This is a genomic window from Streptomyces sp. NPDC051219 (genome assembly GCF_040682335.1).
GTDB lineage: Bacteria > Actinomycetota > Actinomycetes > Streptomycetales > Streptomycetaceae > Streptomyces.
Window position 1 is genome coordinate 141,274 of the sequence record NZ_JBFBAS010000016.1, and the last position, 24,286, is coordinate 165,559.

Below are 24,286 nucleotides of genomic sequence, written 5' to 3' on the forward strand. Positions count from 1 at the left end.
TCCGTGAGACCGAATGGCCTCTCCTCGTCCCGCCCGGCGAGGAGAGGCCGCACGCCGTGGAACAGTCGTCGGCAGTCACCCGATGGGACACAGGTCTAAACCAATTTTCGGTAGACCCTTGTCAGTCGGGCATCGGACTGATGAGCTATGACCCGGGACACAACGGACACCCTGGGAAAGGGAGATGTCGTGAGCAACGAAAGCCTGGCCAACCTGCTCAAGGAGGAGCGGCGGTTCGCGCCGCCCTCCGAACTGGCCGCCCATGCCAACGTCACGGCGGCGGCATACGAACAGGCCGAGGCGGACAGGCTGGGCTTCTGGGCCGAACAGGCCCGGCGGCTGACCTGGGCCACCGAGCCGACCGAGACCCTGGACTGGTCGAACCCGCCCTTCGCGAAGTGGTTCGCCGACGGCAAGCTCAATGTCGCGTACAACTGCGTCGACCGCCATGTCGAGGCGGGCAACGGCGACCGCGTGGCCATCCACTTCGAGGGCGAGCCCGGCGACAGCCGGGCCATCACCTACGCCGAACTCAAGGACGAGGTCTCCAAGGCGGCCAATGCCCTGACCGAGCTGGGCGTCCAGGCGGGCGACCGCGTCGCGGTCTACCTGCCGATGATCCCCGAGGCCGTCATCGCGATGCTGGCCTGCGCCCGCGTGGGCGCCGCGCACTCGGTGGTCTTCGGCGGGTTCTCGGCCGATGCCGTGGCCTCCCGCATCCAGGACGCCGACGCCAAGCTGGTCATCACCGCGGACGGCGGCTACCGGCGCGGCAAGCCCACCGCGCTCAAGCCGGCCATCGACGAGGCCGTCACCAAGTGCCCGCAGGTCAAGAACGTCCTGGTGGTCCGGCGCACAGGTCAGGACACCTCGTTCACCGAGGGCCGGGACATCTGGTGGGACGAGTTCGTCGGGCAGCAGTCGACCGAGCACACCCCCGCGGCGTTCGAGGCGGAGCACCCGCTCTTCATCCTCTACACCTCCGGTACGACGGGCAGGCCGAAGGGCATCCTGCACACCTCTGGCGGCTACCTCACCCAGACGTCGTACACGCACCACGCGGTCTTCGACCTCAAGCCCGAATCCGACGTCTACTGGTGCACCGCGGACATCGGCTGGGTGACCGGCCACTCGTACATCGTGTACGGCCCGCTGGCCAACGGCGCGACCCAGGTCATCTACGAGGGCACGCCGGACACTCCGCACCAGGGCCGTTTCTGGGAGATCATCCAGAAGTACGGCGTCACGATCCTCTACACCGCGCCGACCGCGATCCGTACGTTCATGAAGTGGGGAGACGACATCCCCGCCAAGTTCGACCTGTCCTCGCTGCGCGTGCTCGGCTCGGTCGGTGAGCCGATCAACCCCGAGGCCTGGATCTGGTACCGCGAGCAGATCGGCGCCGGCAAGACCCCGATCGTCGACACCTGGTGGCAGACCGAGACCGGCGCGATGATGATCTCGCCGCTGCCGGGCGTCACCGAGACCAAGCCCGGCTCGGCCCAGCGTGCACTGCCCGGCATCGCGGCCACCGTCGTGGACGACGAGGCGAACGAGGTCCCGCACGGTGGCGGCGGCTACCTCGTCCTCACCGAGCCGTGGCCGGCGATGCTCCGCACCATCTGGGGCGACGACCAGCGCTTCATCGACACCTACTGGTCGCGCTTCCAGGGCAAGTACTTCGCGGGCGACGGCGCCAAGAAGGACGAGGACGGCGACATCTGGCTGCTCGGCCGGGTCGACGACGTGATGCTGGTGTCCGGCCACAACATCTCGACGACCGAGGTCGAGTCGGCGCTCGTCTCGCACCCCAAGGTGGCCGAGGCGGCGGTCGTGGGAGCCGCGGACGAGACGACCGGTCAGGCCATCGTCGCCTTCGTCATCCTGCGCGGCACAGCGTCCGAGGACGAGAACCTCGTCCACGACCTGCGCAGTCATGTCAGTACGACGCTCGGCCCGATCGCCAAGCCGAAGCGGATCCTGCCGGTGGCCGAACTGCCGAAGACCCGTTCCGGCAAGATCATGCGCCGGCTTCTGCGCGACGTCGCGGAGAACCGGGAACTGGGAGACGTCACCACGCTCACCGACTCCTCGGTCATGGCCCTCATCCAGGACAAGCTGCCGAGCGCGGCCTCGGACGACTGATCAGAACCACCCCGGAGGGCATTCGGCGCAGCGCGCCGGATGCCCTCTTTGCGCTTAAAGTGATGATCACCAGCTGCGCCCTTGCGTGCCCCGGGTAAAGTGGACACCGCGTCAATATCGCGACAAGGAGCTCGTCCGGGAGCGCCGGGAAGTCTGGTCGGCAACTGCTTCGCCATGCAATCTGCCGGACCGACCGGAGGTCTTCCCAAGTGGCCGCGCCCACCCCAACACCCCGTAAGTTTCTCGGTCGGCTCTCCCTCCCCGAGCGAAGGTTCGTAGCGGACGCGCTGCGCACCGAGACCGTCGGCGGCGTACTCCTCCTCATGGCCGCGATCGCAGCAATCATCTGGGCGAACACCCCCTTGCAGGCCGGCTACGAGAGCACGCTCGACTTCCACATAGGCCCCGCCTCCCTCGGCCTCGACCTCTCCATCCAGCACTGGGCGGCCGACGGCCTGCTCGCCGTCTTCTTCTTCGTCGCCGGCATCGAGCTCAAGCGTGAGCTGGTCGCGGGCGAACTGCGCGACCCCAAGGCCGCCGCCCTCCCCGTGATCGCCGCGATCTGCGGCATGGCCGCGCCGGCCTGCGTGTACGTCATGGTCAACGCGCTCGGCGGCGGCTCGCTGGACGGCTGGGCGGTCCCGACCGCCACCGACATCGCCTTCGCGCTCGCCGTGCTGGCGGTCATCGGTACCTCACTGCCGTCCGCGCTCCGCGCTTTCCTGCTCACTCTCGCCGTGGTCGACGACCTCTTCGCGATCCTGATCATCGCGGTCTTCTTCACCGAGGAGATCGACTTCGTGGCGCTGGGCGGTGCCCTGGTGGGGCTTGCGGTCTTCTGGCTTCTGCTGCGCTGGGGCGTACGCGGCTGGTACCTCTACGTCCCTCTCGCCCTCGTCATCTGGGGCCTGATGTACAACAGCGGGGTCCATGCCACCATCGCGGGTGTCGCCATGGGCCTGATGCTGCGGTGCACCAGGCGTGAGGGCGAGGCGCAGTCCCCCGGCGAGCACATCGAGCACCTGGTGCGTCCCATGTCGGCCGGCCTCGCCGTACCGCTGTTCGCGCTGTTCTCCGCCGGCGTGTCCGTCTCCGGCAGCGCCCTGACCGATGTGTTCAGCCGCCCCGAGACCCTCGGGGTCGTCCTCGGGCTGGTCGCGGGCAAGACGATAGGCATCTTCGGCGGTACCTGGATGGCCGCCCGCTTCACCCGGGCGGAGCTCAACGAGGACCTCGCCTGGCCCGATGTGCTCGCCGTCGCCTCCCTCGCCGGAATCGGCTTCACCGTCTCCCTTCTGATCGGTGAACTTGCCTTCGCCGAGGACCCGGGGCTCGCCGACGAGGTGAAGGCCGCCGTGCTGATGGGCTCGCTCATCGCCGCCGTGATCGCCGGAGTCCTCCTCAAACTGCGCGACCGCAAGTACCGCGCGCTAACCGCGGAGGAGGAGCGCGACGACGACCAGGACGGCATCCCCGACATCTACGAGATGGACAAGCCCGAGTACCACCTGCGGATGGCGGCGATCTACGAGGAGAAGGCCGCCGAGCACCGCCGGATGGCGGAAGTGACAGCAGGAGCGGGCAGGGAAGACGACAGTCCGGCATGATTCGACATCAGATCCGTAGCCAACAGGAGGAGAGAGCTGATGAGTGCAGCGGACCAAGGGGCCGAGCGCAGTCTCGGCCAGCTGGTCGCCTCGGCCACCGCCGAGATGTCCGCCCTGGTGCACGACGAGATCGCACTGGCCAAGGCCGAACTGCGGCAGGATGTCAAGCGGGCGGGTATCGGGGGCACCGCCATCGGTGTCGCGGGAGTGCTCGCCCTCTTCTCCCTGCCCGTACTGAGCTTCGCCGCCGCGTACGGCATCCACAACCTGGGACTCGGCCTCGCGTGGTGCTTCCTGATCGTCGGCGTAGCGTTTCTGCTGATCGCCGGGCTGGCCGCGCTGTTCGCCATGACCAAGTTCAAGAAGGTCAAGCCGCCGGAGAAGTCCATCGCCTCGGCCAAGCAGACCGCCGCCGTGCTGGGGACCGTCAAACCGCATCCCCGTCCCGTCACCGGCCGCCCGGTAAGTGACCGGCCGGTAGCTGTGGCACGCTCATCTTCATGACGGCCCCTGATTCCGGCTCCGGTACACCTTCCTCTGTCGTGCGTCTCGACGGTCCCTGGACCCACCGTGACGTCGCGGCCAACGGTGCGCGCTTCCATATCGCCGAGCTGGGTGACGGGCCACTGGTGCTGCTGCTGCACGGCTTCCCCCAGTTCTGGTGGTCGTGGCGGCACCAGCTGACCGCGCTCGCCGACGCCGGTTTCCGGGCGGTGGCGATGGACCTGCGCGGGGTCGGCGGCAGCGACCGTACGCCCCGGGGTTACGACCCGGCGAACCTCGCCCTGGACATCACCGGTGTCGTCCGCTCCCTCGGCGAACCGGACGCGGCACTGGTAGGACACGACCTGGGCGGCTACCTCGCGTGGACCGCGGCCGTGATGCGGCCCAAGCTGGTGCGCCGGCTGGTGGTCTCGTCCATGCCGCATCCGCGCCGCTGGCGGTCCGCGATGCTCTCCGACTTCAAGCAGACCGCGGCCGGGTCGTACATCTGGGGTTTCCAGCGGCCATGGCTCCCGGAGCGCCGGCTCGTCGCCGATGACGGGGCCCTGGTGGGCGACCTGATCCGCGACTGGTCCGGGCCGCGGCTGCCGGACGAGGAAGCCGTGGAGGTCTACCGACGCGCGATGTGCATCCCTTCGACGGCGCACTGCTCGATCGAGCCGTACCGCTGGATGGTGCGTTCGATGGCACGGCCCGACGGCATCCAGTTCAACCGACGGATGAAGCGGCCGCTGCGCGTCCCGACGCTGCACTTGCACGGCTCGCTCGACCCGGTGATGCGCACGCGCAGCGCGGCCGGGTCCGGGGAATACGTGGAAGCGCCGTACCGGTGGCGATTGTTCGACGGCCTGGGGCACTTCCCCCACGAGGAAGATCCCGTGGCGTTCTCCACCGAACTCGTCAACTGGCTCAAGGACCCCGAACCGGACCGCTGAGTTCAGCCAACCGGGGAACAGTTGTCTGACGAACAGCCAAATGCCTCCCGCATAGGCCAATTGGCCGTCTCCAAGGCGGTTACCGACCTTGGGGCACGGGCAGACGTCGGGGTATGGGCTGGACGCACGACTACGGTGACGCATCACGCAACCGCCGCTCGGCGACTTCGCTGAGCACCCACGAGAGGGGCGGCCCGCAAGATCAGGGCCATGATCCCCGGCTCGGTATTCCGCGCATTCTCCGACGCCGGGCCCGCTGGGTATCGGCGCGCCTGCGTCATCCTCGCGGCTGAAAACCACAGCGCCGCGTCAGAGCGCGCAGCCCTGGCTGTCGACCTGCTGGTTCGCCGCGAGGCCGAGCTGGATGTCCTCGCGGACCTCGTCGACAGTCAGTGCGTATCCGGTGTTGGGGTCGTCCAGCGACTTCGCGAACACGACGCCGTACACCTTGCCGTCGGGCGTGAGCAGCGGGCCGCCGGAGTTGCCCTGGCGGACCGTCGCGAACAGCGAATAGACGTCACGCTGCACGGTGCCGCGGTGGTAGATGTCCGGACCGTTGGCGTTGATACGGCCGCGGACGCGCGCGGCGCGGACGTCGTACGAGCCGTTCTCAGGGAAGCCGGCGACGATCGCGCTGTCTCCGCTGCGCGCATCGGCCTCGGAGAACCGCAGCGGGGGCGCATCCAGCGTCGGCACATCCAGGACGGCGATGTCGCGCTGCCAGTCGTAGAGCACGACCTTCGCGTCGTACAGCTTGCCCTCGCCGCCGATCTGGACGGTCGGCTCGTCGACGCCGCCGACCACGTGGGCGTTCGTCATCACCCTGCGGTCGGCGAAGACGAAGCCGGTCCCTTCCAGGACCTTGCTGCAGCTCGTCGCCGTACCGACCACCTTGACGATGGACTGCTTCGCACGCGCCGCGACCGGGCTGTTGGCCAGCGCCGGGTCCGGTGCCTGGACCTCCGTGATGGGCTCGTTGGAGAAGGGGCTGAAGACCTGCGGGAAGCCGTTCTGCGCGAGGACCGAGCTGAAGTCCGTGAACCAGGTGTCGGCCTGCTCGGGCATCACCTGTGAGACGCCCTGCAGCACCTTGGAGTTACGGACCTCCTTGCCCAGTGTCGGCAGCGACGTGCCCGCGAGGGCGGAGCCGATCAGCCAGGCCACCAGCAGCATCGCCACGACGTTCACCAGCGCGCCGCCTGTGGCGTCCAGGGCGCGCGCCGGCGACCAGGTGATCTGCCGTCTCAGTCTGCTGCCGATATGGGTGGTGAACGCCTGCCCGACCGAGGCACACACGATGACGATGACGATCGCGACAACCGCGGCGGTGGTCGACACCTCGGCCTCGCCGGTCAGCTGATCCCAGACCAGAGGCAGCAGGTAGACGGCGACGAGTCCACCGCCCAGGAAGCCGATCACGGACAGGATGCCCACGACGAAGCCCTGGCGGTAGCCCACGATCGCGAACCACACGGCGGCAACCAGCAACAGAATGTCCAGCACGTTCACGTGGGCCACCGTCTCATGCGCGCCAGTCGAGCGGGACCTGCTTGGCACGGTCCCACGGGCGCTCCCATCCGGCGAAGTACAGGATCCGGTCGATCAGCCCGGCGGTGAACCCCCACACCAAAGCCGATTCGACTAGAAATGCCGGGCCTTGGTGGCCCCGCGGATGCACACACGTCACGCGGTTGTCCGGGTCCGTGAGATCCGCCACGGGCACCGTGAAAACCCTGGCCGTCTCCGCCGGATCGACCACGCCGACCGGGGTCGGCTCACGCCACCAGCCGAGGACCGGGGTCACGACGAAGCCGCTCACGGGGATGTAGAGGCGGGGCAGCACGCCGAAGAGCTGGACCCCTGCCGGGTCCAGCCCCGTCTCCTCCCGCGCCTCGCGCAGGGCCGCCCGCAGCGGCCCGGTAGTCTGCGGATCACCGTCTTCCGGATCCAGCGCGCCACCGGGGAAGGAAGGCTGGCCCGCATGCGAGCGAAGGCTGCTCGCACGCTCCATCAGCAGCATCTCGGGACCCGACTCGCCTTCTCCGAAGAGGATCAGCACTGCGGACTGCCGGCCCACGCCGCTCTCCGGAGGAAGAAAGCGGCTGAGCTGCTGGGGCTGCACGTTCTCCGCGGCACGCGCCACCGGAGTCAGCCACTCGGGCAGACCCCGGCTCGTCACGGCGATCTCGCCGTCGTATGTCTCGCTAGCGCGTGTCATAGGCACCCCCGTCGTTCGTCACAACGCCTGGCGTCCGGCAGATCGTTCCGCTCGGGCCGTCACCCTCCATGCGTCGCCCTTCAAGCGCCCGCCTCCGACGGCGACGCCGGCGGGGCGGGGATGCCGCCTGCTGCCAGGTACTCCTCCGGCGGGCTCAGCCGCTGGCCCGCGTAGCCGCCCTTCTCGTACTTAAGAAGTTTCTTCGCCTTCTCCGGATCCGTCTCGCCCTCGCCGTACGCCGGGCAGAGCGGCGCGATCGGGCAGGCGCCGCACGCCGGCTTGCGGGAGTGGCAGATCCGGCGGCCGTGGAAGATCACGCGATGCGAAAGCATCGTCCAGTCGCTCCTGGGGAAGATCTCGGCGATCTCCGCCTCGATCTTCACCGGGTCTTCCTGATCGGTCCACTTCCAGCGGCGCGCCAGCCGCGCGAAGTGGGTGTCGACCGTGATCCCGGGGACGCCGAAGGCATTGCCGAGGACGACGAACGCCGTCTTCCGGCCCACGCCCGGCAGGGTGACCAGGTCCTCGATGCGGCCCGGCACATTGCCTCCGAAATTGTCCCGCAAGGCCGTCGACAAGCCGATGAGCGACTTGGCCTTGGCCCGGAAGAAACCGGTCGGGCGGATGAGCTCCTCGAGCTCCTCCGGGACCGCGGCCGCCATGTCCTCCGGCGTCGGATAGGCGGCGAAGAGGGCGGGGGTGGTCTGGTTGACCCGGAGGTCGGTGGTCTGGGCGGACAGAACCGTCGCGACCAGGAGCTCGAAGGGATTCCGGAAGTCGAGCTCCGGATGGGCGTACGGATAGACGTCGGCCAGCTCCCGGTTGATCCTGCGCGCACGGCGGACCATGGCTAGTCTGGATTCCGACTTAGATGGTTTTGACTGCTTTGTCGCCTTTTCGATGGGCGCTCTCTTCTTCGCGGACTTACGTTCGCCCACAGCGGAATCGTGGGCTGCGTTCACTCGCGCGGCCCCTTTGGCCTGTGCTCTCACCGGCGTATTGGACACCCGGCCAGCCTAAAGGCAGGGACTGACATTCGCCCCGGCCCCGGCGGAACGGCCCTCCAATTGGCCCCCTGCCGCACAGCACGCCACACGCGTCCGGCAAACTTGTGATTGATCGCACTGTTTGAACCGTCCGGCAAAATGGGGACCACGGTCCCCTGAGCAGGTCGACATAGGAGAGAACTCGTGGACGACGTTCTGCGGCGCGCCCCGCTCTTCGCGGCGCTCGATGACGAGCAGGCCGCGGAGCTCCGCGCCTCGATGAGCGAGGTGACCCTCGCACGCGGCGACGCCCTGTTCCACGAGGGCGACCCCGGTGACCGGCTGTATGTCGTCACAGAGGGCAAGGTGAAGCTGCACCGCACTTCCCCCGACGGCCGCGAGAACATGCTGGCCGTCCTGGGCCCCGGCGAACTCATCGGCGAGCTGTCGCTGTTCGACCCGGGCCCGCGTACCGCCACCGCCACCGCGCTGACCGAGGTCAAGCTGCTCGGCCTCGGCCATGGCGACCTCCAGCCCTGGCTGAACGTCCGCCCCGAGGTGGCCACGGCTCTGCTGCGCGCGGTCGCCCGCCGGCTGCGCAAGACCAACGACCAGATGTCCGACCTGGTCTTCTCCGACGTGCCCGGCCGCGTGGCCCGAGCGCTCCTCGACCTCTCGCGCCGCTTCGGCGTGCAGTCGGAGGAGGGCATCCACGTGGTGCACGACCTCACGCAGGAGGAGCTGGCGCAGCTGGTCGGCGCCTCCCGCGAGACGGTCAACAAGGCCCTCGCCGACTTCGCCGGCCGCGGCTGGCTTCGCCTGGAGGCGCGCGCGGTGATCCTGCTCGACGTGGAGCGCCTCGCGAAGCGCTCGCGCTGACGGCACCGCCGCGCAGCACACCGCTGGTACAGACGAAGGCATACGAAGGGGCGCCCCGCAGCCGGCGGGGCGCCCCTTCGCGTGTGCCCGGTGCCTCAGCGCTTGGTGCCGTCCACGATCACCGGCGTGCCGTCGCCCGACCCGCAGGGCACGGCGTACACCGGGTTCTTCTGCGCGGCTTCCTTGTACGCCTCGATGCACTGGTTGAGCAGCACCTTGTCGCTCAATGACTCATTGAGGATCTTGTTGGCCTTGGCGATGCCCTCGGCCTCGATCCGGCGGCGCTCCGCCTCTGCCTTGGCCGTACGGGAGGCCTCCGTCGCACGCTCGGTCGCCTGCTGCTGCTGGATCTTGCGGTCGATCTGGCTCTGCAGCTGGTCGGAGGGCTTCACATTGCGCAGGTTCACGGTGGTGACGGCTATCCCGCGCGGCGCCAGGCGCTCCTTGATCAGCTCGGCGATCTCGGTGTTGATCTTCTCCCGGGCGCTGGCGTAGCCCTGCTCGCTGGTGTGCCGAGCGAACACGTTGCGGACGATCTCCCGGCTGTCGGGGTAGACGAGCCGCTGCTGGATGGCGGACTCGCTGCCGGCGAGCCGGTACAGCTCCACGGCCTTGGACGGGGTCACCGCCCACTTCACGGTCACCTCCGCGTACATCACGCCGCCCTGCGAGGAGCGCACCTCGATCACGTCCTTGTCGGAGAGGTTGAGGTCCACCGGGCGGGTGGAGAACGAGGTGACGTTGGCGAACGGCGACTTGAGGTGCATGCCCGACGTCATGGGCGCACCGACCTTGCCGAACGCCACCGGAACGCCGACCTCGTAGGCACTCACCACGTACAGACAGCTGGCCATGGCGGCGAACAGGCCGGCCACGCCGGTCGCCCAGGCGCCGGCCTTCAGTCCCTTGGTGTCGCGCGCACGGGCGACGAAGTACAGCACCACCGCGGCGATGACGAGCAGGATGGACAGCACGAACACAGCGGTTCCCCCCAGGAACGTCGAAAGATTGCGACCGGAGCGTAGGGCACCCTCGAGGACTCCGTGTCAGCAGGGTGCCCGGGGGTACGGGCGGGCACGGTTGGCGACATGAACGGGACCGGGCAGGACAGTAGGGGCTGCATCGAGCGAGAGGGGTCCCTCGGGCACGTGCAGCCGGATTTCCTGGCCGTCGTCGCCGCCGTACGGGAGCGGTTGCCCCGGGTCTTCGGACGCCGGCTGCACAGCGCGTACCTGTACGGCTCGGTGCCGCGCGGCGATGCCCGTCCCGGGCGCTCGGACCTCGACGTGCTCCTCGCGCGGTACGACGAGCCGACGGACGGCGACCGGGCGGCCGCCGCCAAGCTGGGGGCCGGGGCGTTCAGCCCCTAGATCAGCCCGTGATCCTCCAGGTACTCGAGCTGCGCGCGCACCGAAAGCTCGGCCGCCGGCCACAGCGAGCGGTCCACGTCCGCGTATACGCGGGCCACCACGGCCGCCGGCGCCGAGTATCCGTTCTCCACCGCCGTCTCGACCTGCGCCAGCCGGTGGGCTCGGTGGGCCAGGTAGAACTCGATCGCCCCCTGGGCGTCGTCGAGCACCGGCCCGTGACCCGGCAGCACCATTTGCACCCCGTCGTCGACGGTCAGGGACCGCAGCCTGCGCAGCGAGTCGAGGTAGTCGCCGAGGCGGCCGTCGGGATGGGCGACCAAGGTCGTACCGCGGCCGAGCACCGTATCGCCCGTCAGCACCGCCCGGTCGGCGGGGAGATGGAAGGAGAGCGAGTCGCCGGTGTGGCCGGGAGTCGGCACCACGCGAAGCTCCAGACCGCCTGTCGTGACGACCTCACCGGCGGCCAGGCCCTCGTCGCCGAGGCGCAGGGCGGGGTCGAGGGCGCGTACCGGAGTACGCGTCAGCTCGGCGAAACGTCCGGCGCCCTCCGCGTGGTCGGAATGCCCGTGGGTGAGGAGGGTGAGGGCGATCCGCTTTCCGGCCTTCTCGGCGGTGGCGATGACCGCCTGCAGGTGTACGTCGTCCAGCGGGCCGGGGTCGATGACCACGGCCAGGTCGGAACCGGGCTCGGAGACGATCCACGTATTGGTGCCGTCGAGGGTCATCGGGGAGGCGTTGGGAGCGAGCACGTTGACGGCCCGGGGGGTCGCGGGACCGGAGAGGACACCGCCGCGCGGCTGTCCGGGGAGGGCTGTGGCGTCGGTCATGGGGTACCTCCAGCCGGGAGGCGCTTGGTGAATTCCTCGTGGCCCGGCCAGCTGAGCACCAGCTCGCCTTCCTCCAAGCGTGCCTCAGCCAGCACGGGCGTGAGGTCCTGGCCGGACGCGGCTGCCAGCGCTTCGGCGGCCGTCGCGTACCGCTGGAGCTCGCGCAGCGTCGAGATCGTGGGCGGCATCATCAGCAGCTCGCCCCTGTCGTACGCCTCGGCCGCCTCGGCGGGCCTGATCCACACCACCCGGTCCGCTTCGGTGGAGGCGTTACGGGTGCGCTGTCCCTCGGGCAGGGCGGCCACGAAGAACCAGGTGTCGTAGCGGCGCGGCTCGAACTCCGGCGTGATCCAGCGCGCCCACGCGCCGAGCAGGTCCGAGCGCAGTACCAGGCCCCGCCGGTCCAGGAAGTCCGCGAAGGACAGCTCGCGGGCGACAAGCGCGGCCCGGTCCGCCTCCCAGTCGTCACCTGTGGTGTCGCTGACCACTGTGCCGGCCGTGGGCCCGGCGAGCAGGACGCCCGCCTCCTCGTACGTCTCCCGGACCGCCGCGCACACGATGGCCTGCGCGGAGGCGGTGTCGGCGCCCAGCCGCACGGCCCACTCGTCGAGCGAGGGCCCGGACCAGCCGACCAGGTGGTCGTCGTCGCGGGGGTCCACTCCGCCGCCGGGATACGCGTACGCGCCTCCGGCGAAGGCCATGGAGGCGCGTCTGCGCAGCATGTACAGGGCCGGCCCGCCACCGGCGTCCCCGTGGTCCACGGGGTCGCGCAGCAGCATGACGGTGGCGGCCCGCTTGGGGGCCACCGCGGTGAGCTCGCCGTTCGCGAGGGCGCGGATCCGGTCGGGCCACTCCGGCGGGTACCACTGACCATTGGACATGGCCGGATGCTATGCGCTGCCGCTGAGATGTTCGAGAGGCAACCAGCCGGAGCCCGCGCCGTCGGGTGGCTCAGTCCTCGACGAGCTCGACCTGGAATTCGATCTCGACCGGCGCGTCCAGCGGCAGCACCGCGACGCCCACCGCGCTCCGGGCGTGCACGCCCTTCTCGCCGAGGACCTCGCCCAGCAGCTCGCTCGCGCCGTTGATCACGGCCGGCTGGCCGGTGAAGTCGGAGGCCGAGGCGACAAATCCGACTACCTTCACGACCCGCGCGATACGGTCCAGGTCGCCGGCGACCGACTTGACGGCGGCCAGGGCGTTCAGCGCGCAGATGCGCGCCAGGTCCTTGGCCTCCTCGGGGGTCACCTCACCGCCGACCTTGCCGGTAACCGGAAGCTTGCCTTCCACCATCGGGAGCTGGCCCGCCGTGTAGACGTACACGCCCGACCGGACCGCCGGCTGGTACGCGGCCAGCGGCGGGACGACCGCCGGAAGGGTCAGGCCGAGTTCGGAGAGCTTGGCCTCGACAGCACCGGCGCTCCCGCTCATGCCTTTTCCCGCTTCAGGTAAGCCACCAGCTGCTCGGGGTTGTTCGGCCCGGGCACGACCTGGACGAGCTCCCAGCCGTCCTCGCCCCAGGTGTCCAGAATCTGCTTGGTCGCGTGCACGAGCAGCGGCACGGTCGCGTATTCCCACTTCGTCATGGAGCCGAGCGTAATGCCTGAGAAGGGCAGCCTCGTGCGTAGCCCGTGGCCCGACTGGTTAGGCTCGAAGACGTGAGCAGGCTCCAGGTCGTCAGCGGCAAGGGCGGTACCGGAAAGACCACGGTCGCCGCCGCACTCGCGCTCGCCCTCGCGACCGAGGGCAGACGCACACTTCTGGTGGAGGTGGAGGGCAGGCAGGGCATCGCACAGCTCTTCGGCGCGGAGGCACTCCCGTACGAGGAACGGAAAATCGCGGTCGCACCAGGTGGCGGCGAGGTGTTCGCGCTGGCCATCGACGCCGAGCGGGCGCTCCTCGACTACCTCCAGATGTTCTACAAACTGGGCGGTGCGGGCCGGGCGCTGAAGAAACTCGGCGCCATCGACTTCGCGACGACCATCGCGCCGGGCGTCCGGGACGTGCTGCTGACGGGGAAGGCCTGCGAGGCCGTCCGTCGCAAGACTCCTCCTGATTCCAAGCACGGGCAGGGCACGTACGCGTACGACTACGTGGTGATGGACGCCCCGCCGACCGGCCGCATCACCCGCTTCCTCAATGTGAACGACGAGGTCGCGGGCCTGGCCAAGTTCGGACCGATACACAACCAGGCGCAGGCCGTGATGCGGGTCCTCAAGTCCCCCGAGACGGCCGTTCACCTCGTCACTCTGCTCGAGGAGATGCCGGTCCAGGAGACCGCCGACGGCATCGCCGAACTGCGCGCCGCCGAACTGCCCGTCGGCAGGGTCGTGGTGAACATGGTCAGGCCGCACCTCCTCGACGAGGAGGCCCTGCGGTCCGCGGCCGGCGACCGGCGCACCGACGTGGCCAAGGCGCTCTCCCAGGCGGGCCTCGGCGGGGCGCGCCGTGGCGGTCTCGCCGAGCGGCTCGTGGACCCGTTGCTGGAACAGGCCAGGGAACATGCCGAGCGGGTCGAGCTGGAGCGCGAGCAGCGGTCCGTACTGGCCCGGCTGGACGTTCCGACGTACGAACTCCCGCTGGTCGGCGAGGGTATGGACCTCGCGGGGCTCTACCGGCTGGCAACCGAACTACGGAGGCAAGGGACTTCATGACTCTGGACGCGGCGCCCCTGCTCGAAGTCGACCCCCTGCTCGATGATCCGGGTACCCGGATCATCGTCTGTTGTGGGGCGGGCGGAGTCGGCAAGACGACGACGGCGGCGGCCCTGGGCGTACGGGCGGCCGAGCGCGGCCGCAAGGTCGTGGTCCTCACGATCGACCCTGCCCGTCGGCTCGCCCAGTCCATGGGCATCGACTCGCTCGACAATGTGCCGCGCCGTGTCAAGGGCATCGACGGCGCCGACGGCACCGGTGGCGAGGGTCAGGGCGAACTGCACGCGATGATGCTCGACATGAAGCGCACCTTCGACGAGATCGTCGAGGCGCACGCGGACGGCGAGCGGGCCCGCGCGATCCTGGAGAACCCCTTCTACCAGTCCCTGTCGGCCGGTTTCGCGGGCACGCAGGAGTACATGGCGATGGAGAAGCTCGGCCAGCTCAGGGCGCGCGACGAGTGGGACCTGATCGTCGTGGACACCCCGCCGAGCCGGTCCGCACTGGACTTCCTGGACGCGCCGAAGCGGCTGGGATCCTTCCTGGACGGCAAGTTCATCCGGGTACTGATGGCGCCCGCCAAGGTGGGCGGCCGGGCCGGGATGAAGTTCCTCAATGTCGGCATGTCGATGATGACCGGCACCCTCGGCAAACTGCTGGGGGGTCAGCTGCTGCGCGACGTACAGACGTTCGTGAGTGCGATGGACACCATGTTCGGCGGCTTCCGGACCCGTGCCGACGCCACCTACCGGCTGCTCCAGGCTCCCGGCACGGCGTTTCTCGTGGTCGCGGCGCCCGAGCCGGATGCGCTGCGGGAGGCGGCGTACTTCGTGGAGCGGCTGGCCGCGGAGGACATGCCTCTCGCCGGGCTCGTGCTGAACCGGGTGCACGGCAGCGGCGCCGCCCAGCTGTCGGCCGAGCGGGCGCTTGCCGCCGCAGAAAATCTTGACGAGACCCGCATTGTGGATCAGGAGGCCGGGAAGGCTGGTGTGGGTGACGTCACGGTCACCAATGCGGACCCGGTCACCGACCCCCACCCGGTCACCGATGCCGGCCTCTCACCCGCCACGGATCCCACCGAATCCGACGACGAGCCGGACGAGCCTTCGGTCGAGCAGTTGACCGCAGGCCTGCTGCGACTGCATGCCGAACGCATGCAAGTCATCACGCGTGAACAGCGAACGCGTGACCGCTTCACCTCGCTCCACCCCGAAGTGGCGGTGGCCGAAGTGGCCGCCCTTGCCGGTGATGTGCACGACCTCACCGGCCTGCGGGCCATCGGTGACCGGCTCGCGACCGGTCGTCCGGCCTGAGCTGTCGGTACGCCCTGGCGGGCCGTCGGTCGGCTAGCCCACCGCTGCGTATGTCTCGTAAGCCTCGTCGGCCTCCACATCGACGGGCAGTATGCCCGTGCTGCGCTCGTACTCGGTGCGAGCGGTCTCGAGCAGCCGACGCCATGAGGTGACGGTGGGACGCCTGCGCAGCAGTGCGCGGCGTTCCCGCTCGGTCATACCACCCCACACGCCGAACTCGACGCGGTTGTCGAGTGCGTCGGCCAGGCACTCGGTCCGCACCGGACAACCGGTGCACACCGCCTTGGCCCTGTTCTGCGCTGCCCCTTGTACGAACAGTTCATCCGGATCGGTAGTGCGGCAGGCTGCCTGCGCACTCCAGTCGGTTACCCAGCCCATGCCGGCGCCGTCCTCTCCCGAATCGAGGCTCCCCCACGGCGGCAGCGGCATATTCACCGCTGCCAGTTGAGGACGTTACGGAAGGTGGGCACAGCGCAACACCCCCTTCGGGCCCAATCTTGAATGGTCCGAACGGACTATGCGTAAGCGGCAGATCACCCGACGGAGTGAGCGGGCGACATGTGTGAGATGCCCGGTAAATCGGGAAATGTCAGTTGGGTCACAACGGGCGCCGAATGACGCATGAGGCGGATTCGGACATGGGTCCGCCTCATTCGGGGGAAGCGGAATCCACGATGGGGGTTGATACAAAACCCCACTGCTGTGACAGTTGAGAGCAGCTTAGGCCAAGGCATATACGCGTGTCCGGCGAATGAGAACGTAGGCTGCCCTCCATGGCAAACACGCGCTCGGGCGGAGGTCTTACCGGGACCCAGCAGGCCGCAAAGTTCCTCGGTGTCGCTGTGCTCTCCGGAATCGTGCTGGCCGGCATCGCGCTGCCGGCGGCCGGAGCACTCGGCCTCGCGGCCAAGGGCACCGTCGAGGGATTCGACGAGATCCCGGCCAACCTCAAGACACCGCCCCTGAGTCAGCGCACCACGATCCTCGACGCCAAGGGCGGTCAGATCGCGACCGTCTACTCGCGCGACCGCCAGGTCGTGCCGCTGAAGAACGTCTCGCCGTACATGCAGAAGGCGATCGTCGCGGTCGAGGACGCGCGCTTCTACGAGCACGGCGCAATCGACCTGAAGGGCATCCTGCGCGCGCTCAACCGCAACGCGCAGTCGGGAGTCGCCGCACAGGGCGCCTCCACCCTCACTCAGCAGTACGTGAAGAACGTCTTCGTCGAGGAGGCGGGTGACGACCCGACCAAGGTCGCCGAAGCACAGCAGAAGAGCCTCGGCCGCAAGATCCGCGAGCTGAAGTACGCGATCCAGGTCGAGGAAGAGCTCGGTAAGAAGAAGATCCTCGAGAACTACCTCAACATCACGTTCTTCGGGCAGCAGGCGTACGGAATCCAGTCCGCGGCGCAGCGCTACTTCACCAAGCCCGCCAAGGACCTGACGCTGGAGGAGGCCGCGCTGCTGGCCGGGATCGTCCAGTCGCCGAGCCGCTACGACCCGGTCAACGACACCGAAGAGGCCACGAAGCGGCGCAACATCGTGCTGCAGCGCATGGCCGATGTCCGCGACATCTCGCAGATCGAGGCCGACCGGGCCAAGGAGAAACCGATCCGGCTGAAGGTGAGCAAGCCGAAGAACGGCTGCATCACCGCGGTCAGCGGGGCCGGCTTCTTCTGCGACTACGTACGCGAGGTCTTCCTCAACGACTCCGTCTTCGGGAAGACCAAGGAGGAGCGGGCCAAGATCTGGAACCGTGGCGGCCTGACGATCCGTACGACGCTCGACCCGCAGGCCCAGGAGTCGGTCCAGGCTTCGGTGAAGAAGCACGTCTACCAGCGGGACAAGGTCGCCGCGGCGGTGACGCTGGTCGAGCCCGGCAGCGGCCGGATCCTCGGGATGGGCCAGTCCAAGCCGTACGGCTTCGGGAACAACGAGACCCAGATCAACTACTCGGTGAACAAGCGGATGGGCGGCTCGAACTACGGCTTCCCGACCGGCTCGACCTTCAAGCCCTTCCTGGCCGCGGCGGCCGTCGAAGGCGGCATGCCGCCGACACAGACCTTCCCGGCGCCGTACGAGATGCGTTACCCGGCCTCCGTGCAGACGTGCAGCGGCAGGCCGTGGGTCAACAACGGCGGCTTCACCGTGGAGAACGAGAACGAGTCCGAGGTCGGGCCGTACGCCATGAAGGAGGCGACGGCCAAGTCGGTCAACACCTACTTCGTGCAGATGCTCGAGCGGACCGGCATGTGCCCGGTCATCGAGATGACCGACAAGCTGGGCGTCGTCCAGGGCGACGGCAGCAAGCTGCCGGAGGTGCCCTCCTCGCTCTCCCTCGGCTCGACGGGTATCTCGCCGCTGACGATGGCCAACGCGTACGCAGCCTTCGCCAACCGCGGCACGTACTGCACGCCGATCGCCATCGTGTCCATCCAGACCGCCAACGGCGACAGTCTGGCGGTGCCGAAGTCCCACTGCTCGCGGGCCATGTCGGAGCAGACCGCCGACACGGTCAACACCCTGCTGCGCGGCGTGATCGACTCCGGTACCGGTGAGCAGGCCGGCCTGGGCAGCCGGGACAGCGCCGGCAAGACGGGTACGACGGACGAGCGCAAGAACGCCTGGTTCGTCGGCTACACACCGAACATCTCCGGAGCGGTCTGGGTCGGCAGCGCCAGCCAGCAGGTGGAGATGGAGAACATCACCATCGGCGGCCGGTACCACGGCAAGGTCTTCGGCGGTCAGGTCCCCGGCCCGATCTGGAAGGACGCGGTGAGCGGCGCGCTGGAGGGCAAGCCCGCTCCCTCCTTCAACACCGTCCACATCCCCGACGCACCGCGGGAGGACGACCGCGAGGACGAGGAGCGGCCCGAAGACGACAAGCCGGGCAGGCCCGGCCGGCCGGGCGGCGGCGGGAACGGTGGCCAGAACCCCTGGCCGGGAATCTCGTTCCCGCCGGACCTGATCGGCGGCGGCCAGAACCGTGGCCAGACGAACGGTGGCCAGGACGGCGGCGGCAACGGGCCGTAAGCCCCGAAAGCCGCGGCGAGACACGGGCGGTTATGCAGAGGCTCACCTGGGCGCGTATGCAGAGGGGGGCACCCGGCGCCCGCCGGGTGCCCCCCTCCATTTATCTGCTACATCGCGAGTACCTGCCCGGGCTCCGCAGTCCCGTGTCTCCCGGCCGGCCGTCAGTGCTCAGCCGACGAGCAGCTTCTTCACCACGGCGGCCACCCGGCCGCCCTCGGCCTGGCCCGCCACCTTCGGGTTCACGATCTTCATGACCGCCCCCATCGCGCGGGGCCCCTCGGCGCCCGCCGCCTTGGCCTCCTCGACGGCCTGGGTGACGATCGCGGTCAGCTCCTCGTCCGACAGCTGCTTGGGCAGGTACTCGGCGAGGATCACGCCCTCCGCCTTCTCCCGCTCCGCCTGCTCGGGTCGGCCGCCCTGGGCGAATGCCTCGGCCGCCTCACGGCGCTTCTTCGCTTCGCGGGCGATCACCTTCTGCACCTCGTCGTCGGACAGCACGCGTGCCGACTTACCCGCGACCTCCTCCTTGGTGATCGCGGAGAGTGTCAGTCGGAGCGTCGCGGAGCGCAGCTCGTCGCGCGCCCTGATCGACGCGGTGAGGTCTTCCTGCAGCTTGGACTTGAGCGTGGTCATGGGCCCCAGTGTTGCAGGTGGCCGCGGACGAACGCCTGTCAGTTTCCCCAGGGGCGCGGACTGCGCGTACCGCCGTCTGCGACGATGGGCGCATGCGCGCACGCTTCGGAGCCCCCCTGAAAATCACCGCAGGAATCGCGGCAGTCGGCGCGGCCGGTCTCGCCTACGCCGCCGGCTTCGAGGCCCGGTCCTTCAGACTCAGGCGAATCACCGTTCCGGTACTCCAGCAGGGCATGCGCCCGCTGCGCGTCCTGCAGGTCTCCGACATCCACATGGTCAGCGGGCAGCAAAAAAAGCGGCGGTGGCTCCAGTCGCTGGCCGGGCTGCGCCCCGACTTCGTCGTCAACACCGGAGACAACCTGTCCGACCCGGAGGGCGTGCCGGAGGTGCTCGACGCGCTCGGGCCGCTCATGGAGTTTCCCGGTGTGTACGTCTTCGGCTCCAACGACTACTACGGCCCCAAGCTGCGCAACCCGGCCCGCTACCTGATCGAGAAGGCCCAGGGCCGCCACGGTCTGAACGGCAACGCGCCCGCCGTCGACGTCGTCCACAACCCGTGGGAGGGGCTGCGCGAGGCCTTCGACGCCGCGGGCTGGCTGGGCCTCAGCAATGCCCGCGGCACGCTCAAGATCGACGGGTACGAGATCGCCTTCACCGGCCTCGACGATCCGCACATCAAGCGGGACCGGTACGAGCGGGTGGCGGGCGGCCCGGAGAGCGGCGCCGACCTGTCCCTCGCGGTCGTCCACGCGCCGTACCTGCGCACGCTCGACGCGTTCACCGCGGACGGCTACCCGCTGATTCTGGCCGGCCACACGCACGGCGGGCAGCTGTGCCTTCCCTTCTACGGGGCGTTCGTCACGAACTGCGACCTCGACACGGACCGGGTCAAGGGCCTCTCCACCCACCGGGCCGCCGGCAACCGCTCGTACCTCCACGTCTCGGCGGGCTGCGGCACGAACCGCTACACGCCCGTCCGCTTCGCCTGCCCACCGGAGGCGACGCTCCTCACGCTGACCGCCCGCGACTGACCCCGGCCGGACGGGGCCCCCTGGCCTGCGGCCTCGCGAAAACCGGATTTCGTCTCCGGCCGTCGGTCCGCTAAAGTAATCGATGTCGCCGCGACGAGTGGCGACGATCGGGGTGTAGCGCAGCTTGGCAGCGCGCTTCGTTCGGGACGAAGAGGTCGTGGGTTCAAATCCCGCCACCCCGACAGAGAAACACCAGGTCAGGCCCGGTGCTGAGAGATCAGCGCCGGGCCTGATTTGCTTCGCGGGCCCATTTTGGGAGCCATTTGGGAGCCGACTGCGGAGATCACCGACGCGGGACGCTTCCACCTGGAGCACGGCCACCACCCGGACCGGCCGGAACCGGCTCCGCGCGAGCGGCGTTCGAGGGTTTCCGAGCCAAAGGCACGACCGGCTCCTCCCCCGCGGGAGCAAGCCACGCCTCGCCCAAGACGGAGCCGGCGCCGCAGCGCGCAGCGAAGTCCCCACGGCCGTCGCCGGCGGAAGTCGGCGCCGCTTTGATCGCGGAGGTACAGCAGGCTAGGCGGTTCCTCCGGATCCCGAACCCCAACGACGAGGCGCGGGCACGCTACCGCAGGGCTTTCGACGCAGCGCGGCAGTGTGCTCCCGAGGGATACCACCTGAAGTACAGCGGGCGGGCGGGGACTTCTTCCTCGGCCTGCTCAGGGTGACTGGCGAGGACGAGACCGAGTGGAACCGGATCCGGCCTGGCGCGCAGCCGTGTGATCACCACCGTGCCCGCGGAGACTTCGGCACGGCGTGGGAGCGAGATCATCCCCCGTCGATGGTCTCCCCCAGCGCGGAGCGCGTCTTGGCGATCTCGGACTCGGCGAGTTCGCGAGCGTCGTGGGCCCGGTCCGCGGCCTTCTTACCGATGGCCAGGAATCCGAAGAACCCCGCGATGAACCCAGCCAGGACTGCGCTGAAGCTTGCGACGCGGACGACTGCGACCGCGTACCGAAGATTCAAACGGGCTGCGGCTCGTTGCCCCTGCGCCCATCGTTTCCTCGCGGAGTCGGCAGCATTAGCCGTGCCCGCGGCGCAGACCTCCGTGAGAGCCGCGAACTGGCCACGTACTACCTGACGAAGGCCCAGCGGGACCTCGGACTGACCGACGATTCACGCCAGGGCATGGAGCACGTCGCCTCCGCCGACGGTCGGCTGGCTTCTGCCGCTCGACGCGGTCCGGCACACCTGAGCCGATTGTCCGGAGACTTCCCGACTGCGGTCGAAGCCACAGGGAGGCTGGGCTGGGAGGGGCGGCATCATCGGGTGCCGGGAGACGTGTGGTGGGTGCAAGGTGACATGGAGCGGGCGGCAGCCGCCTACCTGGCAGCCCGGAGCGAAGCAGAAGAGCACGGTGTGGTCGGCGAGACCGATATGGTCCAGGCGCATCTCGCCTTCGCCGTCGCCTTCACTGACCCGCTTCGGGCCGATGACGAGCTCGACCTGGCAGACCGGCTGCTGTCGCGCCTCAGCCTGCGCTCCACCGAGATGACCGCTCGCATCGCCACACTCGTACGCGACGCCGGGTTCGCCGCCGACCTGCCCGACCGGGCAGCCGTCCTACTCGCCGAAATCGACGTTTCCGGCATCTCCTACGCCGCGGCCAAACTGCAACTGGCCCTGTGCTTCCACCACGCCGCCCTCGACGCCCAGGACGACCTTGCCACCACGATCACCCGCCTGCGCGAACTTACGCAGAGCGGTGCTACGCCTACTACGTCGAAATCGCGCACTTCATGGCCGGCCTTCCGCTTCCCGAGCACACCGCGCGAGCACAGTGGATCGACGGAGAGCGGCAGACCCGCGAACGATGGCGCCACCTGGATACGACACGTCGAAGTCGCCTCGGCACGGCTCGTTAGGCCACAACGGGCAACGTCGGCACGAAGCCAGCGGCCCCAGGCTGATGCCGCAGGGTGTCTGGGCGCCATCTGGGAGTCGACTCGCTCCCCAAGCCCCTTCGAAACCACCGCACCCCAACACCACTACGATCGCCGGTCATGGACTGGCTGGAGCGCACCGCGAAGCTGAGGCAGTGGAGCAGAAGCGGGACCCGCGCTCCGCACAAGCCGCTGCTGTTCCTGTACGCGCTCGGCCGGTTCCAGCAGGATGCGGACGGTGAACTGCGGTACAGCGCAGTGGAGGACGACCTCAGACGGCTACTGGCCGAGTACGGCCCACCCAACAGAACGACGCCCGCCTACCCGTTCCACCATCTGGTGAGCGACGGCGTGTGGGAGGTGCGCACCGATGGCGGACCGGGCAGCCCCGGCAGTGGCGTGCGGGAGCTGCGGGCCGTCGGAGCCGCAGGGCGGCTGACGCCGGAACTAAGGGCGGCGCTGCGGCGGGAGCCGTCGCTGCTCGGCCGGATGGCACGGGTCCTGCTCGATCTGAACTTCCCGCCCTCGCTCCACGGCGATCTGTGCGAATCCGTCGGCCTGGAGCTGGAGCCGGCGGAGACCGAACAGCTCTCGGCCGTGCGCAGGCGGCGGGATCCCCGGATGCGGGAGCAGGTCCTGACGGCATACGAGTACCAGTGCGCCTTCTGCGGCTACGACGGCAGGATCGGCGCGGTGCCGGTCGGGCTGGAGGCCGCACATGTGCGCTGGTGGGCGTTCGACGGCCCGGACGACGTCGAAAACGGACTGTGCCTGTGCTCGCTGCACCACAAGCTCTTCGACAAGGGCGTCCTCGGCATCGGTGACGGTCACCGCATCCTGGTCTCGCAGCGCTTCGTCGGCCAGAGTCCTGCCGCCCGGGAGCACGTCATAGCGCTCGCCGACCGCCCGCTCATCGGTCCCCAACCGGGTGCCCACCCCGTCGCGGCGATCCACCGCTCCTGGCACACCAGCCAGGTCTTCCACGGCAGCCCACGCCCCGCCACGGCCGCCTGATCGCCGAGCATCGATCACGTGACCCACTGGTAAGGAGTGCAATACCAAGAGTATGGTCTCTTGTATGGCAACAAAGAAGGTAACGGTGACGATTCCCGAGGATCTCCTGGACGAGATCCGCGCGGACGCGGCCGAGCGGGGTCTCTCGGCGTACGTCGCCGAGGCTCTGCGCTTCAAGCGCGACCGGGACCGGCTCCGGGAACTGGTCGACTGGCTGCAGGAAGAGCACGGCCCCGTCACTGAGGTCGAGCAGGCGGCAGCGCTCGACAAGCTGGAGGAACTCGACGCCGAACACGAGCGGCGTCGAACCACCGGAAAGCACAACGCCGGAGAGACTGCGTGAACAAGCGAACCGGTGAGCACGGACAGCGGCCCCTCCGTGTCTTCGTACTGGACTGTGAAGCCCTGTCCCTTGCGGTACGCGGCGACCGGAAGATGATCGCCTGGCTCGACCTCGCGGCGCGCGGGGAAGCCGAGGTGGTGACGTCCCCGATGACACTGGTCGAGGCGTACGACGGCAGAACCACCGAACAGCGCTGGGACTGGGTACTGTCCCGGCTCCAGGTCGTCGACGTCGGGAAGGACGAGGCCCGCCAGGCACGCCGACTCCTGGCCGACGCCAAGTTGCACGGCCACAAGTACGCGATCGACGCCGTGCTCGCCGTCATCGCGCGACAGCAGAAGGGACAGGTCACCGTCTTCACATCGGACGTCGACGACCTGGAGAAGCTGGTGCCGGACACGATCGTCGTCAAGAAGGTGTGACCCGACCCGCTCCGGTCTCAGTAGGACGCTGGGGATCCACCGCCAGGCACCCGAATATGTTGTTCTGAGCTCGTGAATCAGTTGGCGTGATCGGATGTGCATAGTCCGGAACGACTGGCCGAGTAAGGTCGTGTGGCGGCTGGGCGGGTTGTCCGCCACGCCGGTCTCGGCCGATTCGCACGGTATTGCTTCCTGCCGGGCTGGTTCTGGCATGTGAAGTATCGAGGGAGTGGGCACTCATCGTGCCCGATGCACCGGCGGACACGTGGGTTTGATCCGCTTCGACGGGCATCTCCGAGATCAGGGGTTGCGCCCCGGAAGGATGTCCATCATGGCAACTGAACTTGATTGGGTGAAGTCGGGTCATCGGCCTGACGGTTGGGTGTCGGGTTTGGTAGTCATCCCGGGCCCTGTCGGTCCCGCCCCGTGGCCGGGAAAATCGGGGCTGGTGCCCGTCCGGAGGACGTCGATAGAGCTTGGTGCCGAACAT

Annotated in this window: 25 protein-coding genes, 1 tRNA gene and 1 pseudogene; 16 read left to right on the top strand and 11 right to left on the bottom strand. The window is 68.9% G+C overall.

Annotated elements, in window-relative coordinates; genetic code table 11:
* The first annotated feature begins 147 nt into the window (after window positions 1-147).
* The 5 genes from acs to AB0M62_RS20050 all read left to right on the top strand — a co-directional run bounded on the left by acs (window position 148) and on the right by AB0M62_RS20050 (window position 5,484).
* A complete protein-coding gene (gene acs / locus AB0M62_RS20030; RefSeq protein ID WP_366075578.1) occupies window positions 148-2,145 on the top strand; it encodes an acetate--CoA ligase in 1,998 nt (665 codons plus the stop codon).
* Window positions 2,146-2,354: 209 nt separating this feature from the next.
* Window positions 2,355-3,752: a Na+/H+ antiporter NhaA gene (gene nhaA, locus AB0M62_RS20035; protein ID WP_366075579.1), complete on the top strand. Its 1,398-nt coding sequence runs from the start codon at window positions 2,355-2,357 to the stop codon at window positions 3,750-3,752.
* A gap of 39 nt (window positions 3,753-3,791) precedes the next feature.
* Complete coding sequence (locus tag AB0M62_RS20040) at window positions 3,792-4,256, top strand: phage holin family protein (protein ID WP_366075580.1); 465 nt, start codon at window positions 3,792-3,794, stop codon at window positions 4,254-4,256.
* Window positions 4,253-5,191, top strand: a complete 939-nt coding sequence (locus tag AB0M62_RS20045; protein ID WP_366075581.1) for an alpha/beta hydrolase — start codon at window positions 4,253-4,255, stop codon at window positions 5,189-5,191. Before AB0M62_RS20040 ends, AB0M62_RS20045 begins: the two co-directional genes overlap by 4 nt.
* A 113-nt stretch (window positions 5,192-5,304) precedes the next feature.
* Window positions 5,305-5,484, top strand: coding sequence for a hypothetical protein (locus AB0M62_RS20050; protein WP_366075582.1), 180 nt, complete (start codon window positions 5,305-5,307; stop codon window positions 5,482-5,484).
* Between the two features lie 16 nt (window positions 5,485-5,500).
* On the opposite strand, the gene AB0M62_RS20055 is transcribed toward AB0M62_RS20050, so the two are convergent.
* The 3 genes from AB0M62_RS20055 to nth form a co-directional block, all read right to left on the bottom strand.
* Window positions 5,501-6,700 carry a MarP family serine protease gene (locus AB0M62_RS20055; protein WP_366075583.1) on the bottom strand — a complete coding sequence of 400 codons (1,200 nt, stop codon included), beginning with the start codon at window positions 6,698-6,700 and terminating at the stop codon, window positions 5,501-5,503.
* Between the two features lie 13 nt (window positions 6,701-6,713).
* The gene (locus AB0M62_RS20060; protein ID WP_366075584.1) at window positions 6,714-7,409 is read right to left on the bottom strand and encodes a CoA pyrophosphatase; all 696 of its coding nucleotides are present in this window, start codon (window positions 7,407-7,409) and stop codon (window positions 6,714-6,716) included.
* A gap of 80 nt (window positions 7,410-7,489) precedes the next feature.
* Complete coding sequence (nth, locus tag AB0M62_RS20065; protein ID WP_366075613.1) at window positions 7,490-8,311, bottom strand: endonuclease III; 822 nt, start codon at window positions 8,309-8,311, stop codon at window positions 7,490-7,492.
* Between the two features lie 288 nt (window positions 8,312-8,599).
* On the opposite strand from nth, the gene AB0M62_RS20070 reads away from it, so the two are divergent.
* On the top strand, window positions 8,600-9,274 hold the full coding sequence (locus AB0M62_RS20070; RefSeq protein WP_123460131.1) for a Crp/Fnr family transcriptional regulator: 675 nt from the start codon (window positions 8,600-8,602) through the stop codon (window positions 9,272-9,274).
* Window positions 9,275-9,369: 95 nt separating this feature from the next.
* On the opposite strand, the gene AB0M62_RS20075 is transcribed toward AB0M62_RS20070, so the two are convergent.
* On the bottom strand, window positions 9,370-10,254 hold the full coding sequence (locus tag AB0M62_RS20075; RefSeq protein ID WP_366075585.1) for a prohibitin family protein: 885 nt from the start codon (window positions 10,252-10,254) through the stop codon (window positions 9,370-9,372).
* A gap of 108 nt (window positions 10,255-10,362) precedes the next feature.
* On the opposite strand from AB0M62_RS20075, the pseudogene AB0M62_RS20080 reads away from it, so the two are divergent.
* Window positions 10,363-10,608 (top strand): annotated as a pseudogene (locus AB0M62_RS20080) (nucleotidyltransferase domain-containing protein); the annotation flags it as partial.
* A gap of 32 nt (window positions 10,609-10,640) precedes the next feature.
* On the opposite strand, the gene AB0M62_RS20085 reads toward AB0M62_RS20080, so the two are convergent.
* The 4 genes from AB0M62_RS20085 to AB0M62_RS20100 all read right to left on the bottom strand — a co-directional run bounded on the left by AB0M62_RS20085 (window position 10,641) and on the right by AB0M62_RS20100 (window position 13,057).
* A complete protein-coding gene (locus tag AB0M62_RS20085; RefSeq protein WP_366075586.1) occupies window positions 10,641-11,471 on the bottom strand; it encodes an MBL fold metallo-hydrolase in 831 nt (276 codons plus the stop codon).
* A complete protein-coding gene (locus AB0M62_RS20090; protein WP_366075587.1) occupies window positions 11,468-12,352 on the bottom strand; it encodes an NUDIX hydrolase in 885 nt (294 codons plus the stop codon). The genes AB0M62_RS20085 and AB0M62_RS20090 overlap by 4 nt, the downstream gene beginning before the upstream one ends.
* 70 nt (window positions 12,353-12,422) lie before the next feature.
* A complete protein-coding gene (locus tag AB0M62_RS20095) occupies window positions 12,423-12,902 on the bottom strand; it encodes a RidA family protein (protein WP_366075588.1) in 480 nt (159 codons plus the stop codon).
* Complete coding sequence (locus AB0M62_RS20100; RefSeq protein WP_003967454.1) at window positions 12,899-13,057, bottom strand: DUF4177 domain-containing protein; 159 nt, start codon at window positions 13,055-13,057, stop codon at window positions 12,899-12,901. The genes AB0M62_RS20095 and AB0M62_RS20100 overlap by 4 nt, the downstream gene beginning before the upstream one ends.
* A 72-nt stretch (window positions 13,058-13,129) precedes the next feature.
* Between AB0M62_RS20100 and AB0M62_RS20105 the strand changes: the two genes are divergently transcribed.
* Together AB0M62_RS20105 and AB0M62_RS20110 are read left to right on the top strand one after the other, a co-directional pair.
* The gene (locus tag AB0M62_RS20105) at window positions 13,130-14,125 is read left to right on the top strand and encodes an ArsA-related P-loop ATPase (protein WP_366075589.1); all 996 of its coding nucleotides are present in this window, start codon (window positions 13,130-13,132) and stop codon (window positions 14,123-14,125) included.
* Window positions 14,122-15,438, top strand: coding sequence for an ArsA family ATPase (locus tag AB0M62_RS20110; protein ID WP_366075590.1), 1,317 nt, complete (start codon window positions 14,122-14,124; stop codon window positions 15,436-15,438). Before AB0M62_RS20105 ends, AB0M62_RS20110 begins: the two co-directional genes overlap by 4 nt.
* A 33-nt stretch (window positions 15,439-15,471) precedes the next feature.
* Here AB0M62_RS20110 and AB0M62_RS20115 read toward each other — a convergent pair whose 3' ends face one another.
* Complete coding sequence (locus AB0M62_RS20115) at window positions 15,472-15,816, bottom strand: WhiB family transcriptional regulator (protein WP_366075592.1); 345 nt, start codon at window positions 15,814-15,816, stop codon at window positions 15,472-15,474.
* A 395-nt stretch (window positions 15,817-16,211) separates the two neighbouring features.
* Between AB0M62_RS20115 and AB0M62_RS20120 the strand changes: the two genes are divergently transcribed.
* Window positions 16,212-18,470 (top strand): transglycosylase domain-containing protein, encoded by a 2,259-nt coding sequence (locus AB0M62_RS20120; protein ID WP_366075593.1) that lies wholly within the window; start codon window positions 16,212-16,214, stop codon window positions 18,468-18,470.
* A gap of 168 nt (window positions 18,471-18,638) precedes the next feature.
* Here AB0M62_RS20120 and AB0M62_RS20125 read toward each other — a convergent pair whose 3' ends face one another.
* On the bottom strand, window positions 18,639-19,103 hold the full coding sequence (locus AB0M62_RS20125; RefSeq protein ID WP_366075594.1) for a GatB/YqeY domain-containing protein: 465 nt from the start codon (window positions 19,101-19,103) through the stop codon (window positions 18,639-18,641).
* Window positions 19,104-19,195: 92 nt separating this feature from the next.
* Here AB0M62_RS20125 and AB0M62_RS20130 point away from each other — a divergent pair, with 92 nt between their 5' ends.
* Window positions 19,196-20,134 carry a metallophosphoesterase gene (locus tag AB0M62_RS20130; RefSeq protein ID WP_366075595.1) on the top strand — a complete coding sequence of 313 codons (939 nt, stop codon included), beginning with the start codon at window positions 19,196-19,198 and terminating at the stop codon, window positions 20,132-20,134.
* A 108-nt stretch (window positions 20,135-20,242) separates the two neighbouring features.
* Window positions 20,243-20,316: transfer RNA gene (locus tag AB0M62_RS20135), tRNA-Pro, on the top strand.
* A 586-nt stretch (window positions 20,317-20,902) separates the two neighbouring features.
* Here the strand turns inward: AB0M62_RS20135 and AB0M62_RS20140 are convergent.
* Window positions 20,903-21,100, bottom strand: coding sequence for a hypothetical protein (locus AB0M62_RS20140; RefSeq protein ID WP_366075596.1), 198 nt, complete (start codon window positions 21,098-21,100; stop codon window positions 20,903-20,905).
* A 324-nt stretch (window positions 21,101-21,424) separates the two neighbouring features.
* Between AB0M62_RS20140 and AB0M62_RS20145 the strand changes: the two genes are divergently transcribed.
* The 4 genes from AB0M62_RS20145 (at window position 21,425) to AB0M62_RS20160 (ending at window position 23,796) form a co-directional block, all read left to right on the top strand.
* Complete coding sequence (locus tag AB0M62_RS20145) at window positions 21,425-22,168, top strand: hypothetical protein (protein ID WP_366075597.1); 744 nt, start codon at window positions 21,425-21,427, stop codon at window positions 22,166-22,168.
* Window positions 22,138-23,031, top strand: coding sequence for a phosphorothioated DNA-binding restriction endonuclease (locus AB0M62_RS20150; RefSeq protein ID WP_366075598.1), 894 nt, complete (start codon window positions 22,138-22,140; stop codon window positions 23,029-23,031). The genes AB0M62_RS20145 and AB0M62_RS20150 overlap by 31 nt, the downstream gene beginning before the upstream one ends.
* A 64-nt stretch (window positions 23,032-23,095) precedes the next feature.
* The gene (locus AB0M62_RS20155) at window positions 23,096-23,374 is read left to right on the top strand and encodes a CopG family transcriptional regulator (protein ID WP_366075600.1); all 279 of its coding nucleotides are present in this window, start codon (window positions 23,096-23,098) and stop codon (window positions 23,372-23,374) included.
* Window positions 23,371-23,796, top strand: coding sequence for a PIN domain-containing protein (locus AB0M62_RS20160; RefSeq protein ID WP_366075601.1), 426 nt, complete (start codon window positions 23,371-23,373; stop codon window positions 23,794-23,796). The genes AB0M62_RS20155 and AB0M62_RS20160 overlap by 4 nt, the downstream gene beginning before the upstream one ends.
* The last annotated feature ends 490 nt before the right edge of the window (window positions 23,797-24,286 follow it).

Excerpts from the sequence above, each read along its gene's own strand:
- acs (WP_366075578.1), top strand. The coding sequence starts at position 148 with ATGACCCGGGACACAACGGACACCCTGGGAAAGGGAGATGTCGTGAGC.
- AB0M62_RS20040 (WP_366075580.1), top strand. The coding sequence starts at position 3,792 with ATGAGTGCAGCGGACCAAGGGGCCGAGCGCAGTCTCGGCCAGCTGGTC.
- AB0M62_RS20045 (WP_366075581.1), top strand. The coding sequence starts at position 4,253 with ATGACGGCCCCTGATTCCGGCTCCGGTACACCTTCCTCTGTCGTGCGT.
- AB0M62_RS20050 (WP_366075582.1), top strand. The coding sequence starts at position 5,305 with ATGGGCTGGACGCACGACTACGGTGACGCATCACGCAACCGCCGCTCG.
- AB0M62_RS20060 (WP_366075584.1), bottom strand. The coding sequence starts at position 7,409 with ATGACACGCGCTAGCGAGACATACGACGGCGAGATCGCCGTGACGAGC.
- AB0M62_RS20085 (WP_366075586.1), bottom strand. The coding sequence starts at position 11,471 with ATGACCGACGCCACAGCCCTCCCCGGACAGCCGCGCGGCGGTGTCCTC.
- AB0M62_RS20090 (WP_366075587.1), bottom strand. The coding sequence starts at position 12,352 with ATGTCCAATGGTCAGTGGTACCCGCCGGAGTGGCCCGACCGGATCCGC.
- AB0M62_RS20095 (WP_366075588.1), bottom strand. The coding sequence starts at position 12,902 with ATGAGCGGGAGCGCCGGTGCTGTCGAGGCCAAGCTCTCCGAACTCGGC.
- AB0M62_RS20100 (WP_003967454.1), bottom strand. The coding sequence starts at position 13,057 with ATGACGAAGTGGGAATACGCGACCGTGCCGCTGCTCGTGCACGCGACC.
- AB0M62_RS20110 (WP_366075590.1), top strand. The coding sequence starts at position 14,122 with ATGACTCTGGACGCGGCGCCCCTGCTCGAAGTCGACCCCCTGCTCGAT.
- AB0M62_RS20115 (WP_366075592.1), bottom strand. The coding sequence starts at position 15,816 with ATGGGCTGGGTAACCGACTGGAGTGCGCAGGCAGCCTGCCGCACTACC.
- AB0M62_RS20120 (WP_366075593.1), top strand. The coding sequence starts at position 16,212 with ATGGCAAACACGCGCTCGGGCGGAGGTCTTACCGGGACCCAGCAGGCC.
- AB0M62_RS20125 (WP_366075594.1), bottom strand. The coding sequence starts at position 19,103 with ATGACCACGCTCAAGTCCAAGCTGCAGGAAGACCTCACCGCGTCGATC.
- AB0M62_RS20130 (WP_366075595.1), top strand. The coding sequence starts at position 19,196 with ATGCGCGCACGCTTCGGAGCCCCCCTGAAAATCACCGCAGGAATCGCG.
- AB0M62_RS20150 (WP_366075598.1), top strand. The coding sequence starts at position 22,138 with ATGGACTGGCTGGAGCGCACCGCGAAGCTGAGGCAGTGGAGCAGAAGC.
- AB0M62_RS20155 (WP_366075600.1), top strand. The coding sequence starts at position 23,096 with ATGGCAACAAAGAAGGTAACGGTGACGATTCCCGAGGATCTCCTGGAC.